General features: G+C 68.7%; 22 protein-coding genes. 16 read left to right on the top strand and 6 right to left on the bottom strand.

Annotated features, from left to right (window positions below; all coding sequences use genetic code 11):
• Nucleotides 1-266: 266 nt before the first annotated feature.
• The 4 genes from ACW9UL_RS04895 (at nucleotide 267) to ACW9UL_RS04880 (ending at nucleotide 2,776) form a co-directional block, all read left to right on the top strand.
• Nucleotides 267-608, top strand: coding sequence for a zinc ribbon domain-containing protein YjdM (locus tag ACW9UL_RS04895; RefSeq protein WP_457789246.1), 342 nt, complete (start codon nucleotides 267-269; stop codon nucleotides 606-608).
• Nucleotides 609-673: 65 nt separating this feature from the next.
• On the top strand, nucleotides 674-1,396 hold the full coding sequence (locus ACW9UL_RS04890) for a substrate-binding periplasmic protein (protein WP_457789244.1): 723 nt from the start codon (nucleotides 674-676) through the stop codon (nucleotides 1,394-1,396).
• 166 nt (nucleotides 1,397-1,562) lie between these two features.
• A complete protein-coding gene (locus tag ACW9UL_RS04885) occupies nucleotides 1,563-2,303 on the top strand; it encodes a hypothetical protein (protein ID WP_397496175.1) in 741 nt (246 codons plus the stop codon).
• 116 nt (nucleotides 2,304-2,419) lie between these two features.
• Entirely contained in the window at nucleotides 2,420-2,776 is a 357-nt protein-coding gene (locus ACW9UL_RS04880; RefSeq protein WP_397496174.1) for a hypothetical protein, read from the top strand.
• 76 nt (nucleotides 2,777-2,852) lie between these two features.
• Here ACW9UL_RS04880 and ACW9UL_RS04875 read toward each other — a convergent pair whose 3' ends face one another.
• From ACW9UL_RS04875 to ACW9UL_RS04865, 3 genes are all read right to left on the bottom strand, one after another.
• Nucleotides 2,853-4,184, bottom strand: coding sequence for a spinster family MFS transporter (locus ACW9UL_RS04875; protein WP_021443494.1), 1,332 nt, complete (start codon nucleotides 4,182-4,184; stop codon nucleotides 2,853-2,855).
• A gap of 151 nt (nucleotides 4,185-4,335) precedes the next feature.
• Nucleotides 4,336-5,358: a ferrochelatase gene (gene hemH / locus ACW9UL_RS04870; RefSeq protein WP_021443495.1), complete on the bottom strand. Its 1,023-nt coding sequence runs from the start codon at nucleotides 5,356-5,358 to the stop codon at nucleotides 4,336-4,338.
• Nucleotides 5,359-5,370: 12 nt separating this feature from the next.
• Nucleotides 5,371-6,273 carry a TIGR01777 family oxidoreductase gene (locus tag ACW9UL_RS04865; protein WP_397496171.1) on the bottom strand — a complete coding sequence of 301 codons (903 nt, stop codon included), beginning with the start codon at nucleotides 6,271-6,273 and terminating at the stop codon, nucleotides 5,371-5,373.
• 203 nt (nucleotides 6,274-6,476) lie between these two features.
• Between ACW9UL_RS04865 and ACW9UL_RS04860 the strand changes: the two genes are divergently transcribed.
• The 12 genes from ACW9UL_RS04860 to ACW9UL_RS04805 all read left to right on the top strand — a co-directional run bounded on the left by ACW9UL_RS04860 (nucleotide 6,477) and on the right by ACW9UL_RS04805 (nucleotide 16,643).
• Nucleotides 6,477-7,463 (top strand): NAD(P)/FAD-dependent oxidoreductase, encoded by a 987-nt coding sequence (locus ACW9UL_RS04860; RefSeq protein ID WP_122108304.1) that lies wholly within the window; start codon nucleotides 6,477-6,479, stop codon nucleotides 7,461-7,463.
• A complete protein-coding gene (locus tag ACW9UL_RS04855; RefSeq protein WP_457789241.1) occupies nucleotides 7,460-7,684 on the top strand; it encodes a TIGR02450 family Trp-rich protein in 225 nt (74 codons plus the stop codon). The genes ACW9UL_RS04860 and ACW9UL_RS04855 overlap by 4 nt, the downstream gene beginning before the upstream one ends.
• A 173-nt stretch (nucleotides 7,685-7,857) precedes the next feature.
• Nucleotides 7,858-8,808, top strand: a complete 951-nt coding sequence (locus tag ACW9UL_RS04850; protein ID WP_122108303.1) for a YbgA family protein — start codon at nucleotides 7,858-7,860, stop codon at nucleotides 8,806-8,808.
• Nucleotides 8,798-9,763 carry a MerR family transcriptional regulator gene (locus ACW9UL_RS04845; RefSeq protein ID WP_457789239.1) on the top strand — a complete coding sequence of 322 codons (966 nt, stop codon included), beginning with the start codon at nucleotides 8,798-8,800 and terminating at the stop codon, nucleotides 9,761-9,763. Before ACW9UL_RS04850 ends, ACW9UL_RS04845 begins: the two co-directional genes overlap by 11 nt.
• On the top strand, nucleotides 9,751-11,187 hold the full coding sequence (gene phrB / locus ACW9UL_RS04840) for a deoxyribodipyrimidine photo-lyase (protein WP_457789237.1): 1,437 nt from the start codon (nucleotides 9,751-9,753) through the stop codon (nucleotides 11,185-11,187). Before ACW9UL_RS04845 ends, phrB begins: the two co-directional genes overlap by 13 nt.
• Nucleotides 11,184-11,606, top strand: coding sequence for a nuclear transport factor 2 family protein (locus ACW9UL_RS04835; RefSeq protein WP_457789236.1), 423 nt, complete (start codon nucleotides 11,184-11,186; stop codon nucleotides 11,604-11,606). The genes phrB and ACW9UL_RS04835 overlap by 4 nt, the downstream gene beginning before the upstream one ends.
• Complete coding sequence (locus ACW9UL_RS04830) at nucleotides 11,603-12,370, top strand: SDR family NAD(P)-dependent oxidoreductase (protein WP_457789234.1); 768 nt, start codon at nucleotides 11,603-11,605, stop codon at nucleotides 12,368-12,370. Before ACW9UL_RS04835 ends, ACW9UL_RS04830 begins: the two co-directional genes overlap by 4 nt.
• Nucleotides 12,367-13,614, top strand: coding sequence for an NAD(P)/FAD-dependent oxidoreductase (locus ACW9UL_RS04825; protein WP_457789232.1), 1,248 nt, complete (start codon nucleotides 12,367-12,369; stop codon nucleotides 13,612-13,614). Before ACW9UL_RS04830 ends, ACW9UL_RS04825 begins: the two co-directional genes overlap by 4 nt.
• Complete coding sequence (locus ACW9UL_RS04820) at nucleotides 13,614-14,414, top strand: DUF1365 domain-containing protein (RefSeq protein WP_457789230.1); 801 nt, start codon at nucleotides 13,614-13,616, stop codon at nucleotides 14,412-14,414. Before ACW9UL_RS04825 ends, ACW9UL_RS04820 begins: the two co-directional genes overlap by 1 nt.
• A complete protein-coding gene (locus ACW9UL_RS04815; RefSeq protein WP_021443345.1) occupies nucleotides 14,401-15,675 on the top strand; it encodes an SAM-dependent methyltransferase in 1,275 nt (424 codons plus the stop codon). The genes ACW9UL_RS04820 and ACW9UL_RS04815 overlap by 14 nt, the downstream gene beginning before the upstream one ends.
• Entirely contained in the window at nucleotides 15,668-16,195 is a 528-nt protein-coding gene (locus ACW9UL_RS04810; protein WP_457789228.1) for a DUF2878 domain-containing protein, read from the top strand. Before ACW9UL_RS04815 ends, ACW9UL_RS04810 begins: the two co-directional genes overlap by 8 nt.
• 136 nt (nucleotides 16,196-16,331) lie before the next feature.
• A complete protein-coding gene (locus ACW9UL_RS04805) occupies nucleotides 16,332-16,643 on the top strand; it encodes a YkgJ family cysteine cluster protein (protein ID WP_021443347.1) in 312 nt (103 codons plus the stop codon).
• Between the two features lie 84 nt (nucleotides 16,644-16,727).
• Here ACW9UL_RS04805 and ACW9UL_RS04800 read toward each other — a convergent pair whose 3' ends face one another.
• The 3 genes from ACW9UL_RS04800 to ACW9UL_RS04790 all read right to left on the bottom strand — a co-directional run bounded on the left by ACW9UL_RS04800 (nucleotide 16,728) and on the right by ACW9UL_RS04790 (nucleotide 18,880).
• Complete coding sequence (locus ACW9UL_RS04800) at nucleotides 16,728-17,243, bottom strand: acyloxyacyl hydrolase (protein WP_031302943.1); 516 nt, start codon at nucleotides 17,241-17,243, stop codon at nucleotides 16,728-16,730.
• 100 nt (nucleotides 17,244-17,343) lie between these two features.
• Entirely contained in the window at nucleotides 17,344-18,132 is a 789-nt protein-coding gene (murI, locus tag ACW9UL_RS04795) for a glutamate racemase (RefSeq protein ID WP_122108353.1), read from the bottom strand.
• On the bottom strand, nucleotides 18,122-18,880 hold the full coding sequence (locus ACW9UL_RS04790) for a molybdopterin-synthase adenylyltransferase MoeB (RefSeq protein ID WP_457790911.1): 759 nt from the start codon (nucleotides 18,878-18,880) through the stop codon (nucleotides 18,122-18,124). Before ACW9UL_RS04790 ends, murI begins: the two co-directional genes overlap by 11 nt.
• Nucleotides 18,881-18,886: the final 6 nt, after the last annotated feature.

The raw sequence follows: 18,886 nt of genomic DNA, 5'->3' as shown, positions 1-18,886 counted from the left end.
TTCGGCAGCGGAATCTATCGCCAGTCTGCCCGAGCCGTAAAATATGTCAAACAAATAAGCGCGACATTGTCGAACAAAATGCACTCGCAGATTCCGCAGAAATGGCTTAAACCGGCATGATTCAAGCAAAAAGCGGTGAAACCTGCCCGCCCGGCAAGTCCAATATTTTTGACATCACCGGCGAGCCGAGCGGCGTCCTAGAGCGGCGCCCGCGGGCAAAACCCTATACAATTCAGGGTCTCTCAACCCACAGTCGAGGACGTCCCTTGAGCAGCCTGCCACCTTGCCCCCAGTGCAACTCCGTATACACCTACGCTGACGGCGAGCAGCTGATCTGCCCCGAATGCGCCCATGAATGGCGGGCCGGCGACGCCGCCGGGGGCGACGAGGCGGCGCGGGCGATCAAGGATTCGGTGGGCAACCTGCTGCAGGACGGCGACAGCGTCACCGTGATCAAGGACCTCAAGGTCAAGGGCTCGTCGCTGGTGGTCAAGGTCGGCACCAAGGTGAAGAACATTCGCCTGGTCGACGGCGACCACGACATCGACTGCAAGATCGACGGTATCGGCGCGATGAAGCTCAAGTCGGAGTTCGTGCGCAAGGTCTGATCTGCCGCACGCCCTCGGGGAAAATTGGCTAGCCTGAACACAAGCCCGCCCCGAGGAGACCCGCCATGCGCCTTCTGCTGCTCATCCTGCTGGCCCTGGCCAATCCCCTGGCCGCGGAGCCCTGGCGGGTGGTCGGCGACGAGCAGTTCGCCCCCTACAGCTTCGTCACCGCCGAGGACGACACGCCGCGCGGGCTCGAAGTCGAGCTGGTCGAGGCGGTGCTGCGCGAGGCCAGGGTCGCGCACCAGATCCGCCTCTACCCCTGGGAGCGGGTCAAGCGCATGCTCGAGCGCGGCGAGGCGCAGATGGCCTTCCAGTTCGCCGGCACGCCGCAGCGCCAGGAGCAGTACGAACTGGTCGGCCCGCTGCGCAGCGGCGCCACGGTGTTCATGACCACCGCCAAGACCGCGATCACCGACTGGCGCACGCTGGACGACTTCGCCCCCTACGTGATCGGCCAGGTGCGCGGCTACGCCTACGAGGAGCACTTCGACCGCGCCGACCTGGCCCGCGACAGCAGCGCGCAGAACCCGCGCCAGCTGGTGTCGATGCTGCTGGCCGGGCGCATCGACATCATCGTCGGCGACCGCGTGCAACTGCAGTACTTCGTCCGCGAACAGCGCGCCCAGCAACAGGTGCGCATCCTGCCCCGCCCGCTGGTGCAGATGCCGCGCTTCGTCGCCTTCGCCAAGGGCGATATCCAGCGTGCCCGGCAGTTCTCCGAGGCGCTGGTACGACTGCGCAAGGCCGGCACGCTGGAGCGCATCCAGCAGCGCTGGGCACAGTGACGCCCAGGCCAGCGGCTTGCGGAAAAATACTAGCGTTTGGCCATTTCAATTCGCCGGCGGGCAACTACGCTAAGCCTGTTGATCATTCATCGGCCGACCGTGGGCGAACCTGTAGTGCGTTGGATTCGAATCACCCAGTCAGATGGACCCGCACTGGAGCTCACGGATGCAACAACCGATCCCCCTCACCTCGCGACTGGATGCCCTGGCCCAGGCCGAGCCCGCCCTGCTGCTGGCCCTGTCGGGACTCGCCGCGCTATGCATCGCGCTGATGCTGTGGCGCCTGTGGAAAAGTGTCCGCGATTCGCAGCGCAGCCTGGGCAAGACACCCGAGCCGCTGCTGCCCCACCAGCAGTTGCACCGCCTGTTCGAGCAGAAGGACAGCCTCGAAGCCGAATTCGTGCAGTTGAAGGCCAAGTGGCTCGGCCTCAAGCTTGGCCAGCAACCGCGCGACCTCGCCGGCCATCGCCTGCCCCATGCCGGACTCAACTACCAGCGGCGCGCCAGCGATAGCCTGGCCATCGTCCACTACGGCATCAAGAGCACGCAGCTGATCGGCCTGCTGCGCGAGGCCGGCCTGCTGCTGATCCGCCTGTGCGACGCCACCCGCCTGCCGGTGCAGGGCGAGCTGCTGGACATGCTGGTTCAGCTCAACGAGATGGAGAAAGACATCCTCCTGCACCTGGGCGAGATCGAGCACAGTCTCGGCAACCCACAACTGCCCTTCCTGCTCGACACCCCCTCGGACAGCCTGCGCCAACTGCCCATGGTCATCGAGCGCCATGCCGACGCCATCGAACGCCACGAGCGCTTGATCCACCGGCTGTTCGCCGGCCTCCACCTGGAAGTCGATGGCCCGCGCTCGAGCCGGCGGCTGAGCGGTCGAGGCACCAAGCGCAGTTCCTAGCCAGCAGGCAGCGCCCCCTGGTTTACATAGCTTTTACACAGCGCCATGCAATGCGCCGCCCGAGTATCGGTCGAAACCAGTAACCGGATCGCTCCGGCCCTACAGGAGGCACGCTCATGCATACGCGTATTTCCCTCGTCACCGGCCTGCTCGCCAGCCTGGCACTGGCCGGCGTGGAACCGGTTCAGGCCTCGGATCGTCGCGACGCCGCCATCGCCGGAGCGGTAGTCGGCGCCGTGGTCGGTGGCGTGATCGGCGCCAACAGCCGGATCTACTACGCCCCACCACCGCACGTGGTGTACTACCCGCCACCGCCGGTGTACTACGAGCCGCCGGTCTACTACCGCCCCTATACCGTGGTGGTGGGCCCGCGCTACTACGAACCCCGGCCGTATCACTACAAATCGCGCCACTATCACCACCCGCACAAGCACTGGCGCGGCCACAAGCACCATCATCGCTATCGTCGTTAAACCCGCTCGCTCTGTGAAAAAGCCGCGACTATCGCGGCTTTTTCATCATTGGTGCGCGCGGCGCCCCTTACGGGGCTCAGGCCGGGCTGGCCGCCCACTGTTCCAGGCGCACCACGCTCTCGCGGTAGGGCTTGAGGCTCTTGCCCAGCAGCACGATGGACATCAGCACCGCCAGGGTGGTGACGATCAGCAGCGAGTAGCGCAGCGCGTTGTCGTCGGCGAAGACGAAGTCGGTCACCAACGCCACCGCGGTCGGGCCTATTCCCAGGCCGATCAGGGTGATGACGAACAGGTAGATGGCCGAGGCCTGGCCGCGCATCGAGTTGGGCATGATCTCCTGGATCGCCGCCGGCGCCACGCCGAACGGCATGCTCAGGCAGAACACCGTCGGCGCCAGCAGCACGCTGGCCCAGAAGGCGGTGTCCATCAGCGGGAACAGCAGCACCAGCGGCAGCGCGCCGAGCGCGGCGTACAGGCCGACGCGCATGTTGGCGTCGCTGCGCCCGCGCTTGGCCATCCAGTCGGCCAGGCGCCCGCCGAAGACAATGCCCAGGCAGCCGAACACCGCGACTATGCAGCCGTAGACGATGCCGACCTGACCGGCGTCCCAGCCGTAGGTGCGGATATAGAAGGTCGGCACCCAGGCCGCGCTGCCGTAGCCGGCGAAGGCCAGGCCGGCGAAGCCGAAGTTGTGCAGCAGCACGGTGCGACGGTTGGCACGGATATAGCGGCCGACATCCGCCAGCGGCACCGCCACGCCGGCGCCGGCGCCACGCCGGGCCGGCTCCTTGACCGCCAGCATGAGCAGGGTGAACAGCACCCCGGCGCCGCCGAGGATCAGGAAGATCAACTGCCAGGGGCGCACCTCGCCCAGCACCGGCAGCAGCACGTTGCCCTGCGCCGAGGCGAACTGGATGACCAGCCCGCCGACCAGAAAGGCCAGCCCCGAGCCGAGGTAGACGCCCATGGAGTAGACGCTGATGGCGGTGGCGCGGCGCTCGGCGGGAAAGCTGTCGGCGATCAGCGAATAGGCCGCCGGCGACAGCGCCGCCTCGCCCACGCCGACGCCGATGCGGCACAGCAGAAACTGCCAGTACAGCTTGGCCATGCCGCAGGCGGCGGTGGCGGCGCTCCAGAACAGCACGCCGACGGCGATCAGCCCGCGCCGGCTGCGGGTGTCGGCGACGCGCCCGAGGGGAATGCCGCAGATGGTATAGAACAGGGCGAAGGACAGGCCCATCAGCAGGCTCATCTGCGTGTCGTTGATCAGCAGGTCGCGGCGGATCGGTTCGACCAGCAGGTTGAGAATCTGCCGGTCGACGAAGGACAGCACGTAGGCCACCATCAGGATGGCGACAGTGACCCAGGCACGGGCACTGGAGGGATAGCCGTTATTGTTGTTATGCACGGACGCTCTCCTCGGCACCGCTGAACGCGGCGCGCGGCGGTTGAAAGTGCGTCAGCTTAGGGCGATATAAACGGCGCTGAGTATCGCTCGAAGGTGTTATCAGGCGGGCGAATGCTTCATACCCGCCGGGGCGAATGGCGCGGCGGCCGTTTCAGATGGCCAGCGGCGCACGCTCGCACAGGGTCTTCAGCGCCGCCGCCCAGTCCGGGTGGTCGTTGAGGCAGGGCACCAGCTGCAGGCTCTCGCCGCCGGCCGCGACGAACTGCTCGCGGCCGCGGTCGCCGATTTCCTCCAGGGTCTCGATGCAGTCGGCGACGAAGGCCGGGCACATCACCAGCAGCTTCTTCACCCCCTGCGCGGCCAGCTCGTCGAGGCGCGTCTCGGTGTAGGGCTCGATCCACTTGGCCCGGCCCAGGCGCGACTGGAAGCTCACCGACCACTGCTGCGGCTGCAGGCCCAGGCGCGCGGCGAACAGCTCGGCGCTGCGCAGGCACTGCGCGCGATAGCAGCCGGCGAGCACCTCGGCCGAAGCCGTGCGGCAGCAGTCGGCGCCCTTCAGGCAATGGCCGCTGGGATCGAGCTTGTGCAGGTGGCGCTCGGGCAGGCCGTGGAAGCTCAGCAGCAGGTGATCGAACGGCTGCTCCAGGTAGGGCTTGGCGCTGGCCGCCAGGGCGTCGAGGTATTCGGCTTGCTCGAAGAACGGCGGCAGGATCGACAGGCGCAGCTTCAGCCCGCGCTCGCGCAGTACCCGCTTGGTCTCTTCGATCACCGTGGTGGTGGTGCTGTCGGCGAACTGCGGGTAGAGCGGCGCCAGGGTCACCTCGCGGACGCCCTGGTCGGCCAGGCGCTGCAGGCTGGTTTCGATGGACGGCTCGCCATAGCGCATCGCCAGTTCCACCGGGCCGCGCGTCCAGTGCGCCTGCATCGCCTGCTGCAGGCGGCGGCTGAGCACGATCAGCGGCGAGCCCTCGTCCCACCAGATCGAGGCATAGGCATGCGCCGAGGCCGCCGGGCGCTTGATCAGGATCAGCGACACCAGCAGGCGGCGCAGCGGCCAGGGCAGGTCGATGACATAGGGGTCCATCAGGAACTGATTGAGGTAACGGCGGACATCGGCTACTTCGGTGGACGCGGGCGAACCCAGGTTAACCAGCAACAATGCGTGATCGGTCATGCGAAATCCTAGTCAGTGATGGCCCAGCAGATCGGCCAGGGCCACGTCCAGATGGGTGAAGCGAAAACTGAAACCCGCCTCCAGCAGGCGCGTCGGCACCGCGCGCTGGCCGCCGAGCAGCAGCTCGGACAGCTCGCCGAGGCCGGCGCGCAGGGCGAAGGCCGGCGCCGGCAGGATCGCCGGGCGATGCAGGGCCTGGCCCAGCGCCCTGGCGAACTCGGCGTTGCGCACCGGCTGCGGCGCGCACGCATTATAGGGACCCCGGGCAGCGTCTCGCTGCAAGAGAAAGTCCATCAGGGCGATTTGATCGGCGATATGCACCCAGGGCATCCACTGCCGGCCGTCGCCGAGGCGTCCGCCCAGGCCCAGCCTGAACGGCAGCAGCAGGCGTTTGAGCATGCCGCCATCGGCGCTGAGCACCAGGCCGGTGCGCACCAGCACCACGCGCAGGCCCAGTTCCTCGGCGCGCAGGGCAGTCTCCTCCCAGGCGCCGCACAGCTGCGCGGCGAAATCGTCGGTGACCTGCGGCGTGTCCTCGTGCAACTCGCGCTCGCCGCCGTCGCCGTACCAGCCCACCGCCGAGCCGGACAGCAACAGCGCCGGGCGCTGGCTGCGGCCCTGCAGCCAGGCCAGCAGCTGTTCGGTCAAGCCGATGCGGCTGGCCCACAGCAGCGCCTTGCGCTTGCTGCTCCAGGGCCGGTCGGCGATGGGCGCGCCGGCCAGGTTGACCACGGCGTCGAGCGGCTCCTCGGCCAGCTCCTCGAGCCGGCCGATGCCGCGCACGGTCGCGCCGCACAGGCGCTTCACCTTGTCCGGCTCGCGGCTCCAGACGGTCAGGCGGTGGCCCTGCTCGGCCCAGTAGGCGCAGAGCCCGCGGCCGATCAGGCCAGTACCGCCGGTCAGCAGGATATGCATGGCATCGTCCTCGCATGGAAATTGATGAGCTTTCACCCCTAGTCTGGTTTATGACGCGCACACGTGCCTTTATTGATGGCCGCGTTTGTCCTAAACCTAGAGTAAGGAGCGACACCCGAGGCAACAGCTGTACATGAAAGCATTCTTGTATAGCTTTTGTCCAAAGCGTAGCCTGTAAAGCATTCAGAGCTGACGAGGTCACCATGAACGCACCCATCGCCATCATCGGCACCGGCATCGCGGGATTGTCCGCCGCCCAGGCCCTGCACGCCGCCGGCCAGGAGGTCCAGCTGTTCGACAAGAGTCGCGGCAGCGGCGGGCGCATGGCCAGCAAGCGCAGCGATGTCGGCAGCCTCGACCTGGGCACCCAGTACTTCACCGCGCGCGACCGCCGCTTCGTCGAGGTGGTGCAGCAGTGGCTGACCCGCGGCTGGGTCGCCGAATGGACGCCCGGCATGTACCACGCCAAGGACGGTCAGCTCAGCGCCTCGCCGGACGAACAGGTGCGCTGGGTCGGCACGCCGCGCATGAGCGCCATCACCCGCGCCCTGCTCGGCGCCCTGCCGGTGCACTTCGCCTGCCGCATCACCGAGGTGTTCCGCGGCGGCAGCCACTGGAGCCTGCAGGATGCCGAGGGCTGCAGCCACGGCCCGTTCAGCCACGTCGTCATCGCCACCCCGGCGCCGCAGGCCAGCGCCCTGCTGGCGGCCGCGCCCAAGCTGGCCGGCGCCGCCGCCAGCGTGATCATGGAGCCGACCTGGGCGGTGGCGCTGGGCTTCGACACGCCGCTGGAGACCAAGGTCGAGGGCTGCTTCGTACAGGACAGCCCGCTCGACTGGCTGGCGCGCAACCGCAGCAAGCCCGGCCGCGACAACCGCCTGGACACCTGGGTGCTGCACGCCAGCAGCGCCTGGAGCAAGCAGCACCTGGACCTGCCCAAGGACACCGTGATCGAGCAGCTGCACGGTGCCTTCGCCGAGCTGATCGGCTGCGCCGTGCCGCCGCCCAGCTTCACCCTGGCCCACCGCTGGCTCTACGCCCGTCCGGCGCAGGCCCACCAGTGGGGCGCGCTGGCCGACGCCGATCTGGGCCTGTACGCCTGTGGCGACTGGTGCCTGTCCGGCCGCGTCGAGGGTGCCTGGCTCAGCGGCCAGGACGCCGCCCGCCGCCTGCTCGAACACCTGGCATGACGCCCACGCGGCGGCTCAACCCGCGCAAGCTGCTGCTGTCGAAATGGACCGCGGCGCAGCCGCAGAACTGCGAACGCCACTTCCTGGTCACCGAACTGATCCGCGACGAGGCCGACACCATTCTCGCCGTGGAGCTGCAGGCCGTGCTGACCCGGCGCAGCCAGCAGCTCGACTGGCGCCAGCTGCAGGACACCCAGCGCTGGCTGCAAGGCTGGCGCTGAAGCCCCTCTCTTCCCCTCCCCGCCCTGACGCCGCGCTCGCGCGGCGCTTGTCGTCACACACAAAAAGCCATACACAAGCTGTACAAAGCATTTGACTTGTACAACAGCAGACCTATGATGGACAAAAGTTGTACATGGCCAAGCCCATGTACAAGACAGCCGGAGGTCGAGTCATGCAACCGAGCAAAGCCAAACTGGGCATCAGCGCCTGCCTGCTGGGCGCCGAGGTGCGCTACAACGGCGGTCACAAGCTGTCGCGCCTGTGCAGCCGCAGCCTCGCCGAGCATTTCGAGTTCGTCCCGGTGTGCCCGGAAGTCGGCATCGGCATGCCGGTGCCGCGCCAGCCGATTCGCCTGGTGGGCGACCCGCAGGCGCCGCGCGCAGTCGGCACGGTGGAACGCTCGCACGACGTCACCGACGCCCTGGCCGCCTATGCCGAACGCATGGCCGGCGAGCTGCAGGGCATCTGCGGCTTCATCTTCATGCAGCAGTCGCCGTCCTGCGGCCTAGAGCGGGTCAAGGTCTACCAGGACGGCGGCCGCCCCAGCGAGCCGGGCCGTGGCATCTTCGCCGCGGCCTTCTGTGCCCGGCATCCCGACCTGCCGGTGGAGGAAGACGGCCGCCTCAACGACCCGGTGCTGCGCGAGAACTTCCTCACCCGCGTGTTCGCCTATGCCGAGTGGCAACGCCTGCTGCAGGAGGGCCTGACGCGCCGCGCGCTGATCGCCTTCCACTCGCGCTACAAGTACCTGCTACTGGCCACCGACCCGCTGCAGTACAAGGCCCTCGGCCGCCTGCTCGGCGATCTCGCCCGGCACGACCTGGCGAGCCTGGCGCCGCACTATTTCAGCCAGCTGATGGCGGCGCTGAAGCGCTGCGCCACCCGCGGCACCCACAGCAACGTGCTGCAGCACCTGGCCGGCTATCTCAAGCGCGCCCTCAGCCCCGACGAGAAACAGGAGATGCAGCAGCTGATCGGCCAGTACCGCGACGGCGTGGTGCCGCTGGTGGTGCCGCTGACCCTGCTCAAACATCATTTCCGCCGCCACCCGGATCGCTACATCGCCGAGCAGGTCTACCTGCAGCCGCATCCGGAACGTCTGAGTCTGCGCAATGCCCTCTGAGCCGAACGACCAGCTGCAGCGCAGCGAGGCCGCCGATCAGCTGCGCAGCGCCCTCGCCCAGGGCTACCTGCCGATTCGCGACGTGGCGCGCAGCACCGGGGTCAACGCCGTCACCCTGCGCGCCTGGGAGCGCCGCTACGGGTTGATCGTGCCGCAGCGCACGGCCAAGGGGCACCGCCTCTACTCGCCGCAACACGTGGCGCGCATCCAGGCCATCCTCGGCTGGCTCGGCCGTGGCGTCGCGGTGAGCCAGGTCAAGGAACTGCTGGACAGCCGCCAACCGCTGCAGCCGCCGGCCGACGGCGGCTGGCGACAATTGCGCGGCGAGCTGCTCGGGCATATCGCCCAGCTCGCCGAACGGCGCCTGGACGAAAGCTTCAACGCCGCCCTGGCGCTCTACCCGCTGCGCACCCTGGTCGAACGCTTGCTCTGGCCGCTGCTCGGCGAACTGCAGCAGCGCTGGCAGGGCCAGTTCGGCGCGCGCCTGGAGCAGGTGTTCTTCTTTTCCTGGCTGCGCAGCAAGTTCGCCACACGCATCTACCACAACAACCGTCAGGCCGGCGGTGCGCCGCTGCTGCTGGTCAACCTCGGCGACGCGCCGATGGAGCCCGGCCTGTGGCTGTGCGCCTGGCTGGTCAGCGACAGCGACTGCCCGGTGGAAGTGTTCGACTGGCCGCTGCCGCCCGCCGAACTGGCCCTGGCCCTGGAGCAGATCGCTCCACGCGCGCTGCTGCTGTACGCCGACCAGGCGCTCGACGGCGCCCTGCTGCGCCGCCAGCTGCCGCGCCTGCACCGGCAGTGCCGGATCCCGCTGCTGCTGGCCGGCCCCGCCGCCCATATCCACCGCGACGTGCTGGCCGAGCTGGCGCTGGCCGCCGACCCGCTCGCCGCCCATTCCTGGCTGCAACGCCAGGGCCTGCTCGGCCCCCTCGAGGATTCACCATGCGTCAACTGATCTGGCTGCGCAGCGACCTGCGCGTGCACGACAACAGCGCTCTGGCCAGCGCCATGGCCGCCGGCCCGACCCTGGCGCTGTACCTGCTCAGCCCCAGGCAGTGGCTGGCCCACGACGACGCGCCGTGCAAGGTCGACTTCTGGCTGCGCAACCTGGTCGAACTGCAGCGTGCCTTGCAGCGGCTGAATGTGCCGCTGCTGGTGCGCCAGTGCGACGACTGGAGCCAGGCCCCCGCCGTGCTCGCCGAGGTCTGCCGCGAGCAGGCCATCGCCGCGGTGCAGGTCAACGAGGAGTACGGCGTCCACGAGAGCCTGCGCGACCGCACCACCGCGGCCTACCTGGCGCAGCAGGACGTCGCCTGGCACAGCCACCTGGACCAGTTGCTGTTCAAGCCCGGCAGCGTGCTGACCCAGTCCGGCGGCTACTTCCAGGTCTACAGCCAGTTCCGCAAGGTCTGTTACCAGCGCCTGCACACAGCCCTGCCGGCGCTGCGCGCACAACCGCAGGCGCAGGCGCCGCTGGACGTGGCCAGCGACCCGCTGCCCGCCGCGGTCGCCGGTTTCACCGCACCGAGCGAGGCGCTGCGCGCGCTCTGGCCGGCCGGCGAAGAGCAGGCGCACAGCCGCCTGGCGCGCTTCGCCGAGGAACGCATCGAGTTCTACCAAGAGGCACGCGACTTTCCCGCCACCCCCGGCACCAGCCAGCTGTCGCCCTATCTGGCCGCCGGCGTGCTGTCGCCGCGCCAGTGCCTGCATGCGGCGCTGCGCGCCAACCGCGGCGAGTTCGACAGCGGCAACCCCGGCGCCGTCACCTGGATCAACGAACTGCTCTGGCGCGAGTTCTACAAGCACATCCTGGTGGGCTACCCGCGGGTCTCGATGCACCGCGCCTTCCGCCAGGAAACCGAGGCGCTGCCCTGGCGTGACGCGCCGGACGAGCTGGCCGCCTGGCAGCAGGGCCGTACCGGCCTGCCCATAGTCGACGCCGCCATGCGCCAGCTGCGCGCGACCGGCTGGATGCACAACCGCCTGCGCATGATCGTCGCCATGTTCCTGACCAAGAACCTGCTGATCGACTGGCGCGAGGGCGAGCGCTTCTTCATGCGTCAGCTGATCGACGGCGACCTGGCGGCGAACAACGGCGGCTGGCAGTGGAGCGCCTCCACCGGCACCGACGCGGCCCCCTATTTCCGCATCTTCAACCCCATCAGCCAGTCGCAGAAGTTCGATCCCGACGGCCACTTCATCCGTCACTGGGTGCCGGAGCTGGCCGGGCTGAACAAGCGCGACATCCATGATCCGGCCGCGCTCGGCGGGCTGCTCGCCCCGGCCGGCTACCCGCGGCCGATCGTCGATCTGGCGCGCTCGCGCGAACGCGCCCTGGCCGCGTTCAAGCATCTCGGCAACCGGGAGGTGCCCGCATGAGCGATTTCCTGTCCACCTTCGGCGAACGCTTCGCCGCGCTGAACAAGGACAACCTCGAGCGGCTCGGCGAGCTGTACAGCGACGACGTGCTGTTTCGCGACCCGTTGCACGAGGTACGCGGCCTGGACGCGCTGCGCCGCTACTTCGCCGAGCTGTACGCCAATGTCGACGCGCTGCGCTTCGAGTTCCACGGCCGCGACCGGGTCGACGAGGGCCAAGGCTACCTGCGCTGGACCCTGAGCTACCGCCACCCGCGCCTGGCCCGCGGCGCACCGATCCGGGTCGACGGCTGCACGCACCTGCAGTGGCGCGACAAGGTCTATCTGCACCGCGACTACTTCGACGCCGGCGCCCTGCTCTACGAGCATCTGCCCGTGCTCGGCCAGAGCATCGGCTGGCTGAAGCGGAGGCTGGCATGAAGCGTATCTGGCTGACCGGCGCCAGCAGTGGCATCGGCATCGCCCTGGCCGAGGAACTGCTGCGCGGCGGCCACCGCCTGGCCCTCAGCGCGCGCCGCAGCGGCCCGCTGCAGGAGCTGGCGATGCGCTTCCCCGAGCAGGTGCTGGTGGTACCGGGCGATCTCTGCGAGCCCGAGCAGGTGCGCGCCATCGCCCAGCGCATCGAGCAGGCCTGGGGCGCGCTGGATTGCGCCATCCTCAACGCCGGCACCTGCGAGTACCTCGACGCCCAGGCGTACGAGTCCGCCCTCATCGAGCGGGTGATACGCGCCAACCTGCTGTCGGCCAGCCACTGCATCGAGGCGGCCCTGCCCCTGCTGCGTCGGGGCGAGCGGCCGCACCTGGTCGGCGTCGGCAGCTCGGTGACCTTCCTCGCCCTGCCGCGCGCCGAGGCCTACGGCGCCTCCAAGGCGGCCATGCGCTACCTGCTGGAGGCGCTGCGCATCGACCTCGCCGGCGAAGGCATCGACGTCACCCTGGTCAGCCCCGGCTTCGTCGACACCCCGCTGACGCAAAAGAACGACTTCCCCATGCCCATGCGCTGGCCGGCGGCAAGGGCCGCCCGGCACATCGCCGCACGGCTGGACAAGCACCCGCTGGAAATCGCCTTTCCCGCGCCCTTTATCGTCACCCTGAAACTCCTCGGCCTGCTGCCCAAACGCCTGCGCCTGGCCATCGGCCGCCGCCTGGCACGCAGCGAGCCCACCACCCAGGACGCCCCATGAAAATCGCCATCATCGGCAGCGGCATCGCCGGCCTGACCAGTGCCTACCTGCTCAATCGCCAGCACGAGATCCAGGTGTTCGAGGCCAGCGACTGGGTCGGCGGCCACACCCATACGGTGGACGTCGAGGTGGACGGCCGGGCGTACGCCATCGACACCGGCTTCATCGTCTTCAACGACTGGACCTACCCCAACTTCATCCGCCTGCTGGAACAGCTCGGCGTGGCCTACCAGCCCACCGAAATGAGCTTCTCGGTCAGCGATCCGGCCAGCGGCCTGGAGTACAACGGTCACGACCTCAACAGCCTGTTCGCCCAGCGCCGCAACCTGGTCTCGCCGGGATTCTGGGGCATGCTGCGCGACATCCTGCGCTTCAACCGCCAGACCCAGGACGACCTGGCCTGCGGCCGCATCGCCGCCGACACCACCCTCGGCGACTACCTCGCGCGCAACGGCTACGGCCAGCGCTTCATCGGCCACTACATAGTGCCCATGGGCGCGGCGATCTGGTCGATGTCGCTGGCCGGCATGCTCGGTTTTCCGCTGCAGTTCTTCGTGCGCTTCTGCAAGAACCACGGCCTGCTGTCGATCAGCGACCGCCCGCAGTGGCAGGTGATCGCCGGCGGCTCGCGCAGCTACGTGGCGCCGCTGAGCGCCAGCTTCGCCGAGCGCATCCGGCTCAACTGCCCGGTGCAGCGGGTCGAGCGCGACGCCAGCGGCGTCACCCTGCACAGCGCCGCCGGCGCCGAGCGCTTCGACAAGGTGGTATTCGCCTGCCACAGCGACCAGGCCCTGGCCCTGCTGGCAGGGCCCAGCGCCGCCGAGCAGGCCATCCTCGGCGCCCTGCCCTACGCCGACAACGAGGTGGTGCTGCATACCGATACGCGCCTACTGCCCCGGCGCCAGCTGGCCTGGGCCAGCTGGAACTACCGCCTGGGCGGGCCGAGCGATCGACCGGCAGCGGTCACCTACAACATGAACATCCTGCAGGGTATCGACAGCGATACCACCTTCTGCGTCAGCCTCAACCAGGGCGCGGCCATCGACCCGGCCAAGGTGCTCGCGCGCTTTCGCTACGCCCACCCGCAGTACAGCCTGGCCGGCATCGCCGCCCAGGCGCGCTGGGAAGAGCTGCAAGGCGCCCAGCACAGCTACTACTGCGGCGCCTACTGGGCCAACGGCTTCCACGAGGACGGCGTGCTCAGCGCGCTGCGCGTGGCCCGCGCCTTCGGCGAGGCGCTGTGATGCACAGCGCCCTGTACAGCGGCTGGGTGCAGCATCGGCGCTTCGCCCCGCGCGCGCACGCCTTCCGCTACCGCATGGGCCTGCTCTACCTCGATCTGGACGAGCAGGACGCCCTGTTCGCCCTCTCAAAGCTGGCCGGGCGCAGCCGCTGGATGCCCTTCGCCTTTCGCGAGTCCGATTACCTGCCGCAATTCACCCGCGGCGGCATGCCCCTGGCCGAGGCGGTGCGCCAGCGCGTCGAGCGGGCCATCGGCCGGCGCCCGCCGGGGCGCATCTGCCTGCTGACCCAGCCGCGCAGCTGGGGCCTGGCGTTCAACCCGGCGAGCTTCTTCTACTGCTTCGACGCCGACGAGCAACTGCTGGCGATCCTCTGCGAAGTGAGCAACACGCCCTGGCGCGAGCGCTATCACTACGTGCTGCCGGCCGCCGGCACTGGGCGGCAGCAGTTCAGCGTGGCCAAGGCCTTCCACGTCTCGCCCTTTTTGCCGCGCGAGCTTGAGTACCGCATGAGCTTCAGCCCGGTGGGCGAGCGCCTGGGCATTCATATGGCCGACTGGAACGGCGAGGAAAAGCTCTTCGACGCCAGCCTCAGCCTGCAGCGCCAGCCCCTGAGCCGCGCCAGCCTGCACCGCCATCTGCTGAGTTTCCCCTGGATGACCGCCAAGACCCTCGCGGCCATCTACTGGCAGGCCCTGCGCCTGCTGCTCAAACGCGTGCCCCTGTTCGCTCACCAGGCCGCGGAAGGCGACTTCCGCGTCGCCCGCCCGCAACCGAAGGACCTGCCCTATGAAAAGCTCTAGCCTGACCTCCGCCAAAGACAGCGTGCGTGCCGGCAGCGGCCTCGGTGCCGGCCTGTTGCGCCGCGCCGTACTGCGCCAGCTGGGTCGCCTGCGCCATGGCCGGCTGACCATCCACGAGGGCGCCGAGACCCTGCACTTCGGCGACCCGCAGGCCAGCCTGCGCGGCGAAATCCGCGTGCTCGACGGCGCGGTCTGGGGCCTGGTGGCCGGCAACGGTTCGATCGGCTCGGGCGAGGCCTATATCCACGGGTACTGGAGCACCCCGGACCTGACCGCGGTGATCCGCATCTTCGTCGCCAACCTGGAGGTGCTCGACGCCATGGAGCGCGGCCTGGCGCAACTCGGCCGGCCGCTGATCCAGGGCCTGCACTGGCTCAACCGCAACACCCGCCAGGGCTCGCGGCGCAATATCGCCGCGCACTACGACCTGGGCAACGAACTGTTCGAGCAGTTCCTCGACCCGACCATGATGTATTCGGCGGCCATGTTCAAAGGCGCGGATGACAGCCTGGAGCAGGCGCAGCTCAACAAGCTGGAGCGCATCTGCCAGAAGCTGGCGCTCAGGCCATCCGACCACCTGCTGGAGATCGGCACCGGCTGGGGCAGCATGGCCATCCATGCCGCCACCCGCTACGGCTGCCGGGTGACCACCACCACCTTGTCGCGCGAGCAGCATGCCCATACCGCACGGCGTATCCGCGAGCTGGGCCTGGAGGATCGCATCACCCTGCTGCTGGAGGATTACCGCGACCTCGAGGGCCAGTACGACAAGCTGGTCTCCATCGAGATGATCGAGGCGGTCGGCCACCGTTTCCTGCCCACCTACTTCCAGCAGTGCGCGCGCCTGCTCAAGCCCGACGGGCTGATGCTGCTGCAGGCCATCACCATCCGTGATCAACGCTACGAGCAGGCTTGCAAGTCGGTGGACTTCATCCAGCGCTACATCTTCCCCGGCGGCGCGCTGCCCTCGGTACAGAAGATGCTCGAGGTGGTCGGCCGCCATACCGACTTCAACCTGCATCACATGGAAGATTTCGGCCTGCACTACGCGCGTACCCTGCGCCTGTGGCACGACAACCTGCGCCAGGCCCGCCAGCGCCTGGAGCAGTTGGGCTACGACGACTACTTCTACCGACTCTGGGAGTTCTACCTGTGCTATTGCGAGGGAGGCTTCCTCGAACGCACCATTGGCACCGCGCAACTGCTGCTGGCCAAGCCGGCCGCGCGGCCCGCCCCTCTGCTAGGAAACTTCGATGCCTAAACTGATCGCCAACGCCCTTCTCTTCCAGCTCGGCTGGCTGGTCTGCGTCTTCGCCGGCGACAGCCCCTGGCTGCTGCTGGTGGCGGCGATCATGGCGGTGCACCTGCTGTGGGTCAGCAGTTGGGCGGCCGAGGGCAAGCTGCTGCTCAGCGTGTTTCTCGCCGGCAGCGCGCTGGACAGTTTCCTGCTCAACCTCGGCCTGTTCGACTTCGGCGAGCCGCGCCAACTGATCCCGCTGTGGCTGGCGCTGCTCTGGCTGCTGCTGGCCAGCACCCTCAACCATTGCCTGGCCTGGACCGCGCAGCCCTGGTGGAAAGGCAGCCTGCTCGGCGCCCTGGCGGCGCCGCTGTCCTACTACGGCGGCGCGCAGATCGCCGGCGTCGGCCTGCCGCTGGGCACCTGGCCGACCCTGGCCATCCTCGCCGCGGTCTGGGCGGTGGCGATGCCGGTGCTGCACGGCTTTGCCCGGCTGTATCGCGCCCAGTACGAACAGAGTCTGCGTAGCCGGCGAGCGGCGTAGATTCGGCCTTGAGAGCGACGGGCGGAGCGCCGCGCGCTCCCTGTCGGCCTTCGCGGCGCTCGGCGCCAACCGGCGCCGCGAACCGCTCAGCCGTCCGCACAGCACGACGGCGAGCCTTGGCGTACACTGCCGCGCCATGAGCCAGACCATCCCCCACAGCCAATTGCCGAGCGAGCCCGAAGTCAGCTGCAGCACCTGCGCGGCCTGCTGCTGCCAGCTGGAAGTGATGCTGTTCGGCGACAGCGGCGTGCCGCCGCGCTATATCGATACCGACCAGTGGGGCGGCGAGGTGATGCGCCGCCTGGACGACGGCTGGTGCGCGGCGCTGGATCGCGACAGCATGCGCTGCACCATCTACGCAGTGCGTCCGCTGATCTGCCGCGAATTCGAGCTGGGCGCGGCCGAGTGCCTGGAGCAGCGCCGCGGTATCGCCGGGGCCTATCGATAACGGGGTAACCCCGTGCGCCGCGCGCCCCCAATCCCCAGGCGAGACGCGCAACGAAAAAGACCGGGACTGGCCCGGTCTTGTGGTTCAGAAGCTCAGCCGATAATGCAGGGTGTAGGCTTCGGCGCCGTCGTTGGGGTTCTTCAGGCCGGCGTTGGAGTAGTGCACCGCGCGCAGGCCGACCTCCTGGCCGGAGAAGCGCAGGCCAACGCCGATGCGGTCCTCGAACTGGAAGGACGAGCCCAGGTCGTTGTCTTCCAGCTCGGTGCTGGAGAAGGCCGCCACGCCGATGCCCGCCTCGATATAGGGGCGCACGTGCTGGCCGGCGAACTCGTAGACGAACACCGGAGCGAACGACAGACTGTGGTTGCTCGCCGTCTCGTCGCCGTCCCAATAGGTGTACCCCAGATCCCAGTAGCCGGTCAGGCGACCGACGTCGCTCTGCAGCCAGCTGCTGCTCCAGTCCCATTGCGCCCCCAGGCGATAGACCATGGTGGAATCGCCGCTCTGGCCGATGGCAGCGGTCACGTCCGCCGCCTGTACCGCCCCCATCTGTCCCATGGACAAGGCTGCACAGGCAGCCAAAACACACAGCTTCTTCATGAATTATTCCTTCTCGAGAAGTCAGCTAGAACGAATGACCTGCACCTCAGTATAGAAGCCTTCGTTATGAGCGAAAGGCTACAAAGGTACAAAACCCCGCTCAGAATGCCCGGACTTCGGCCGTCTCGCCCAGCAGCACCGGCAATACCCGCTGCATTTGCGCAGGCGACCCGCTGCTCCAGTAACGGGTCGCCTGCGCCGGCCCGGCGGCCAGCAACTGGCCCTGTTCGAGCAGACGCTGCAACTGGCGCGCCACCGCCGCGCCGGTGTCGATCAGGCTCACCGAGTCCGGCACCAGACGACGCAGCAGCGGCTTGAGGAAGGGGTAATGGGTGCAGCCGAGGATCAGCGTGTCGCAGCCCTCGGCCAGCAGCGGCGCGACATAGCCCTGCAGCAGCTCGCGGGTGGCCGGCGCCTCCAGCGCGCCGGCCTCGATGCACTCCACCAGTCCCGGGCAGGGCTGGGTGATCACCCGCACGTCGCTGGCGAAGCGGTCGAGCAAGGCGGCGAACTTGGCGCTCTTCAGCGTGCCGGTGGTGGCCAGCACGCCGACCACGCCGCTGCGGGTGGCCGCCGCGGCCGGCTTCACCGCCGGCTCCATGCCGACGATGGGCAGCGCCGGGTAACGCTCGCGCAGCTCGGCCACCGCCGCCACGGTGGCGGTGTTGCAGGCCAGCACCAGCGCCTTGGCGCCCTGGGCGAGGAGGAATTCGGCGATGACGCGGCTGCGCTCGCGGATGAACTCGGGGCTCTTCTCGCCGTAGGGCACGTGGCCGCTGTCGGCGACGTAGAGCAGCGACTCGTGCGGCAGCAACTGGCGAATCTCGCGCAGCACCGACAGGCCGCCGACCCCGGAGTCGAACACGCCGACCGGCGCGTTACCGGCCATCGCCACCGCCACACACGCTGCAGGCCGGATCGCGCTTGACCCGCAGCTCGCGAAAGCGCGTGCCGAGGGCATCGATCAACAGCAGGCGGCCGACCAGCGGCTCGCCGAAGCCGGCCAGCAGCTTGAGCGCCTCCAGCGCCTGCAGGCTGCCGACCAGGCCCACCAGCGGGCCGACCACGCCGGCCTCGCTGCAGGTCAGCTCGGCCTCGCTGCCGTGGCCGTAGAGGCAGTGGTAGCAGGGGCTGGCGGCATTGCGCGGATCGAATACCGAGAGCTGGCCTTCCAGGCGGATCGCCGCGCCGGACACCAGCGGTTTGCCGGCGGCCACGCAGGCGGCGTTGACCGCCTCGCGGGTGGAAAAATTGTCCGAGCAGTCCAGCACCAGGTCGACGCCGCCGACCGCCGCGGCCAGCGAGTCGGCATCCAGCGCCTGGCGATGCGGCACCAGGGTGATCTGCGGATTGATCGCGGCCAGCCGCGCCATGACCGAATCCACCTTGGTCTGGCCGATGCTGGCGGTGTCGTGGGCGATCTGCCGCTGCAGGTTGGTCAGGTCGACGCGGTCGAAGTCGGCCAGGTGCAGCTCGCCGACGCCGGCGGCGGCCAGGTACAGCGCCACCGGCGAGCCCAGCCCGCCGAGGCCGACGATCAGCGCGCGGCTCTGCTTGAGGCGCAACTGGCCGTCGACGTCGATCTGTTTGAGGAGAATCTGCCGGCTGTAGCGCAGCAGCTCGTCGTCGCTGAGCATGGTGGG

This window comes from Pseudomonas sp. PL-6, assembly GCF_054110165.1.
The sequence above is the reverse complement of the archived record's forward strand: the minus strand, read 5'-3'. Positions and strand labels throughout refer to the sequence as shown.

Bases quoted from the DNA above. Each gene is read 5' to 3' on its own strand.
- ACW9UL_RS04855 (WP_457789241.1), top strand. From the start codon at position 7,460: ATGACGCCCACGCGGCGGCTCAACCCGCGCAAGCTGCTGCTGTCGAAA.
- murI (WP_122108353.1), bottom strand. From the start codon at position 18,132: ATGGCCGGTAACGCGCCGGTCGGCGTGTTCGACTCCGGGGTCGGCGGC.
- ACW9UL_RS04805 (WP_021443347.1), top strand. From the start codon at position 16,332: ATGAGCCAGACCATCCCCCACAGCCAATTGCCGAGCGAGCCCGAAGTC.
- ACW9UL_RS04835 (WP_457789236.1), top strand. From the start codon at position 11,184: ATGAGCGATTTCCTGTCCACCTTCGGCGAACGCTTCGCCGCGCTGAAC.
- ACW9UL_RS04850 (WP_122108303.1), top strand. From the start codon at position 7,858: ATGCAACCGAGCAAAGCCAAACTGGGCATCAGCGCCTGCCTGCTGGGC.
- ACW9UL_RS04800 (WP_031302943.1), bottom strand. From the start codon at position 17,243: ATGAAGAAGCTGTGTGTTTTGGCTGCCTGTGCAGCCTTGTCCATGGGA.
- ACW9UL_RS04890 (WP_457789244.1), top strand. From the start codon at position 674: ATGCGCCTTCTGCTGCTCATCCTGCTGGCCCTGGCCAATCCCCTGGCC.
- ACW9UL_RS04880 (WP_397496174.1), top strand. From the start codon at position 2,420: ATGCATACGCGTATTTCCCTCGTCACCGGCCTGCTCGCCAGCCTGGCA.
- ACW9UL_RS04820 (WP_457789230.1), top strand. From the start codon at position 13,614: ATGCACAGCGCCCTGTACAGCGGCTGGGTGCAGCATCGGCGCTTCGCC.
- ACW9UL_RS04885 (WP_397496175.1), top strand. From the start codon at position 1,563: ATGCAACAACCGATCCCCCTCACCTCGCGACTGGATGCCCTGGCCCAG.
- ACW9UL_RS04845 (WP_457789239.1), top strand. From the start codon at position 8,798: ATGCCCTCTGAGCCGAACGACCAGCTGCAGCGCAGCGAGGCCGCCGAT.
- ACW9UL_RS04790 (WP_457790911.1), bottom strand. From the start codon at position 18,880: ATGCTCAGCGACGACGAGCTGCTGCGCTACAGCCGGCAGATTCTCCTC.
- ACW9UL_RS04825 (WP_457789232.1), top strand. From the start codon at position 12,367: ATGAAAATCGCCATCATCGGCAGCGGCATCGCCGGCCTGACCAGTGCC.
- ACW9UL_RS04860 (WP_122108304.1), top strand. From the start codon at position 6,477: ATGAACGCACCCATCGCCATCATCGGCACCGGCATCGCGGGATTGTCC.
- ACW9UL_RS04810 (WP_457789228.1), top strand. From the start codon at position 15,668: ATGCCTAAACTGATCGCCAACGCCCTTCTCTTCCAGCTCGGCTGGCTG.
- ACW9UL_RS04815 (WP_021443345.1), top strand. From the start codon at position 14,401: ATGAAAAGCTCTAGCCTGACCTCCGCCAAAGACAGCGTGCGTGCCGGC.
- hemH (WP_021443495.1), bottom strand. From the start codon at position 5,358: ATGACCGATCACGCATTGTTGCTGGTTAACCTGGGTTCGCCCGCGTCC.
- ACW9UL_RS04865 (WP_397496171.1), bottom strand. From the start codon at position 6,273: ATGCATATCCTGCTGACCGGCGGTACTGGCCTGATCGGCCGCGGGCTC.
- phrB (WP_457789237.1), top strand. From the start codon at position 9,751: ATGCGTCAACTGATCTGGCTGCGCAGCGACCTGCGCGTGCACGACAAC.
- ACW9UL_RS04830 (WP_457789234.1), top strand. From the start codon at position 11,603: ATGAAGCGTATCTGGCTGACCGGCGCCAGCAGTGGCATCGGCATCGCC.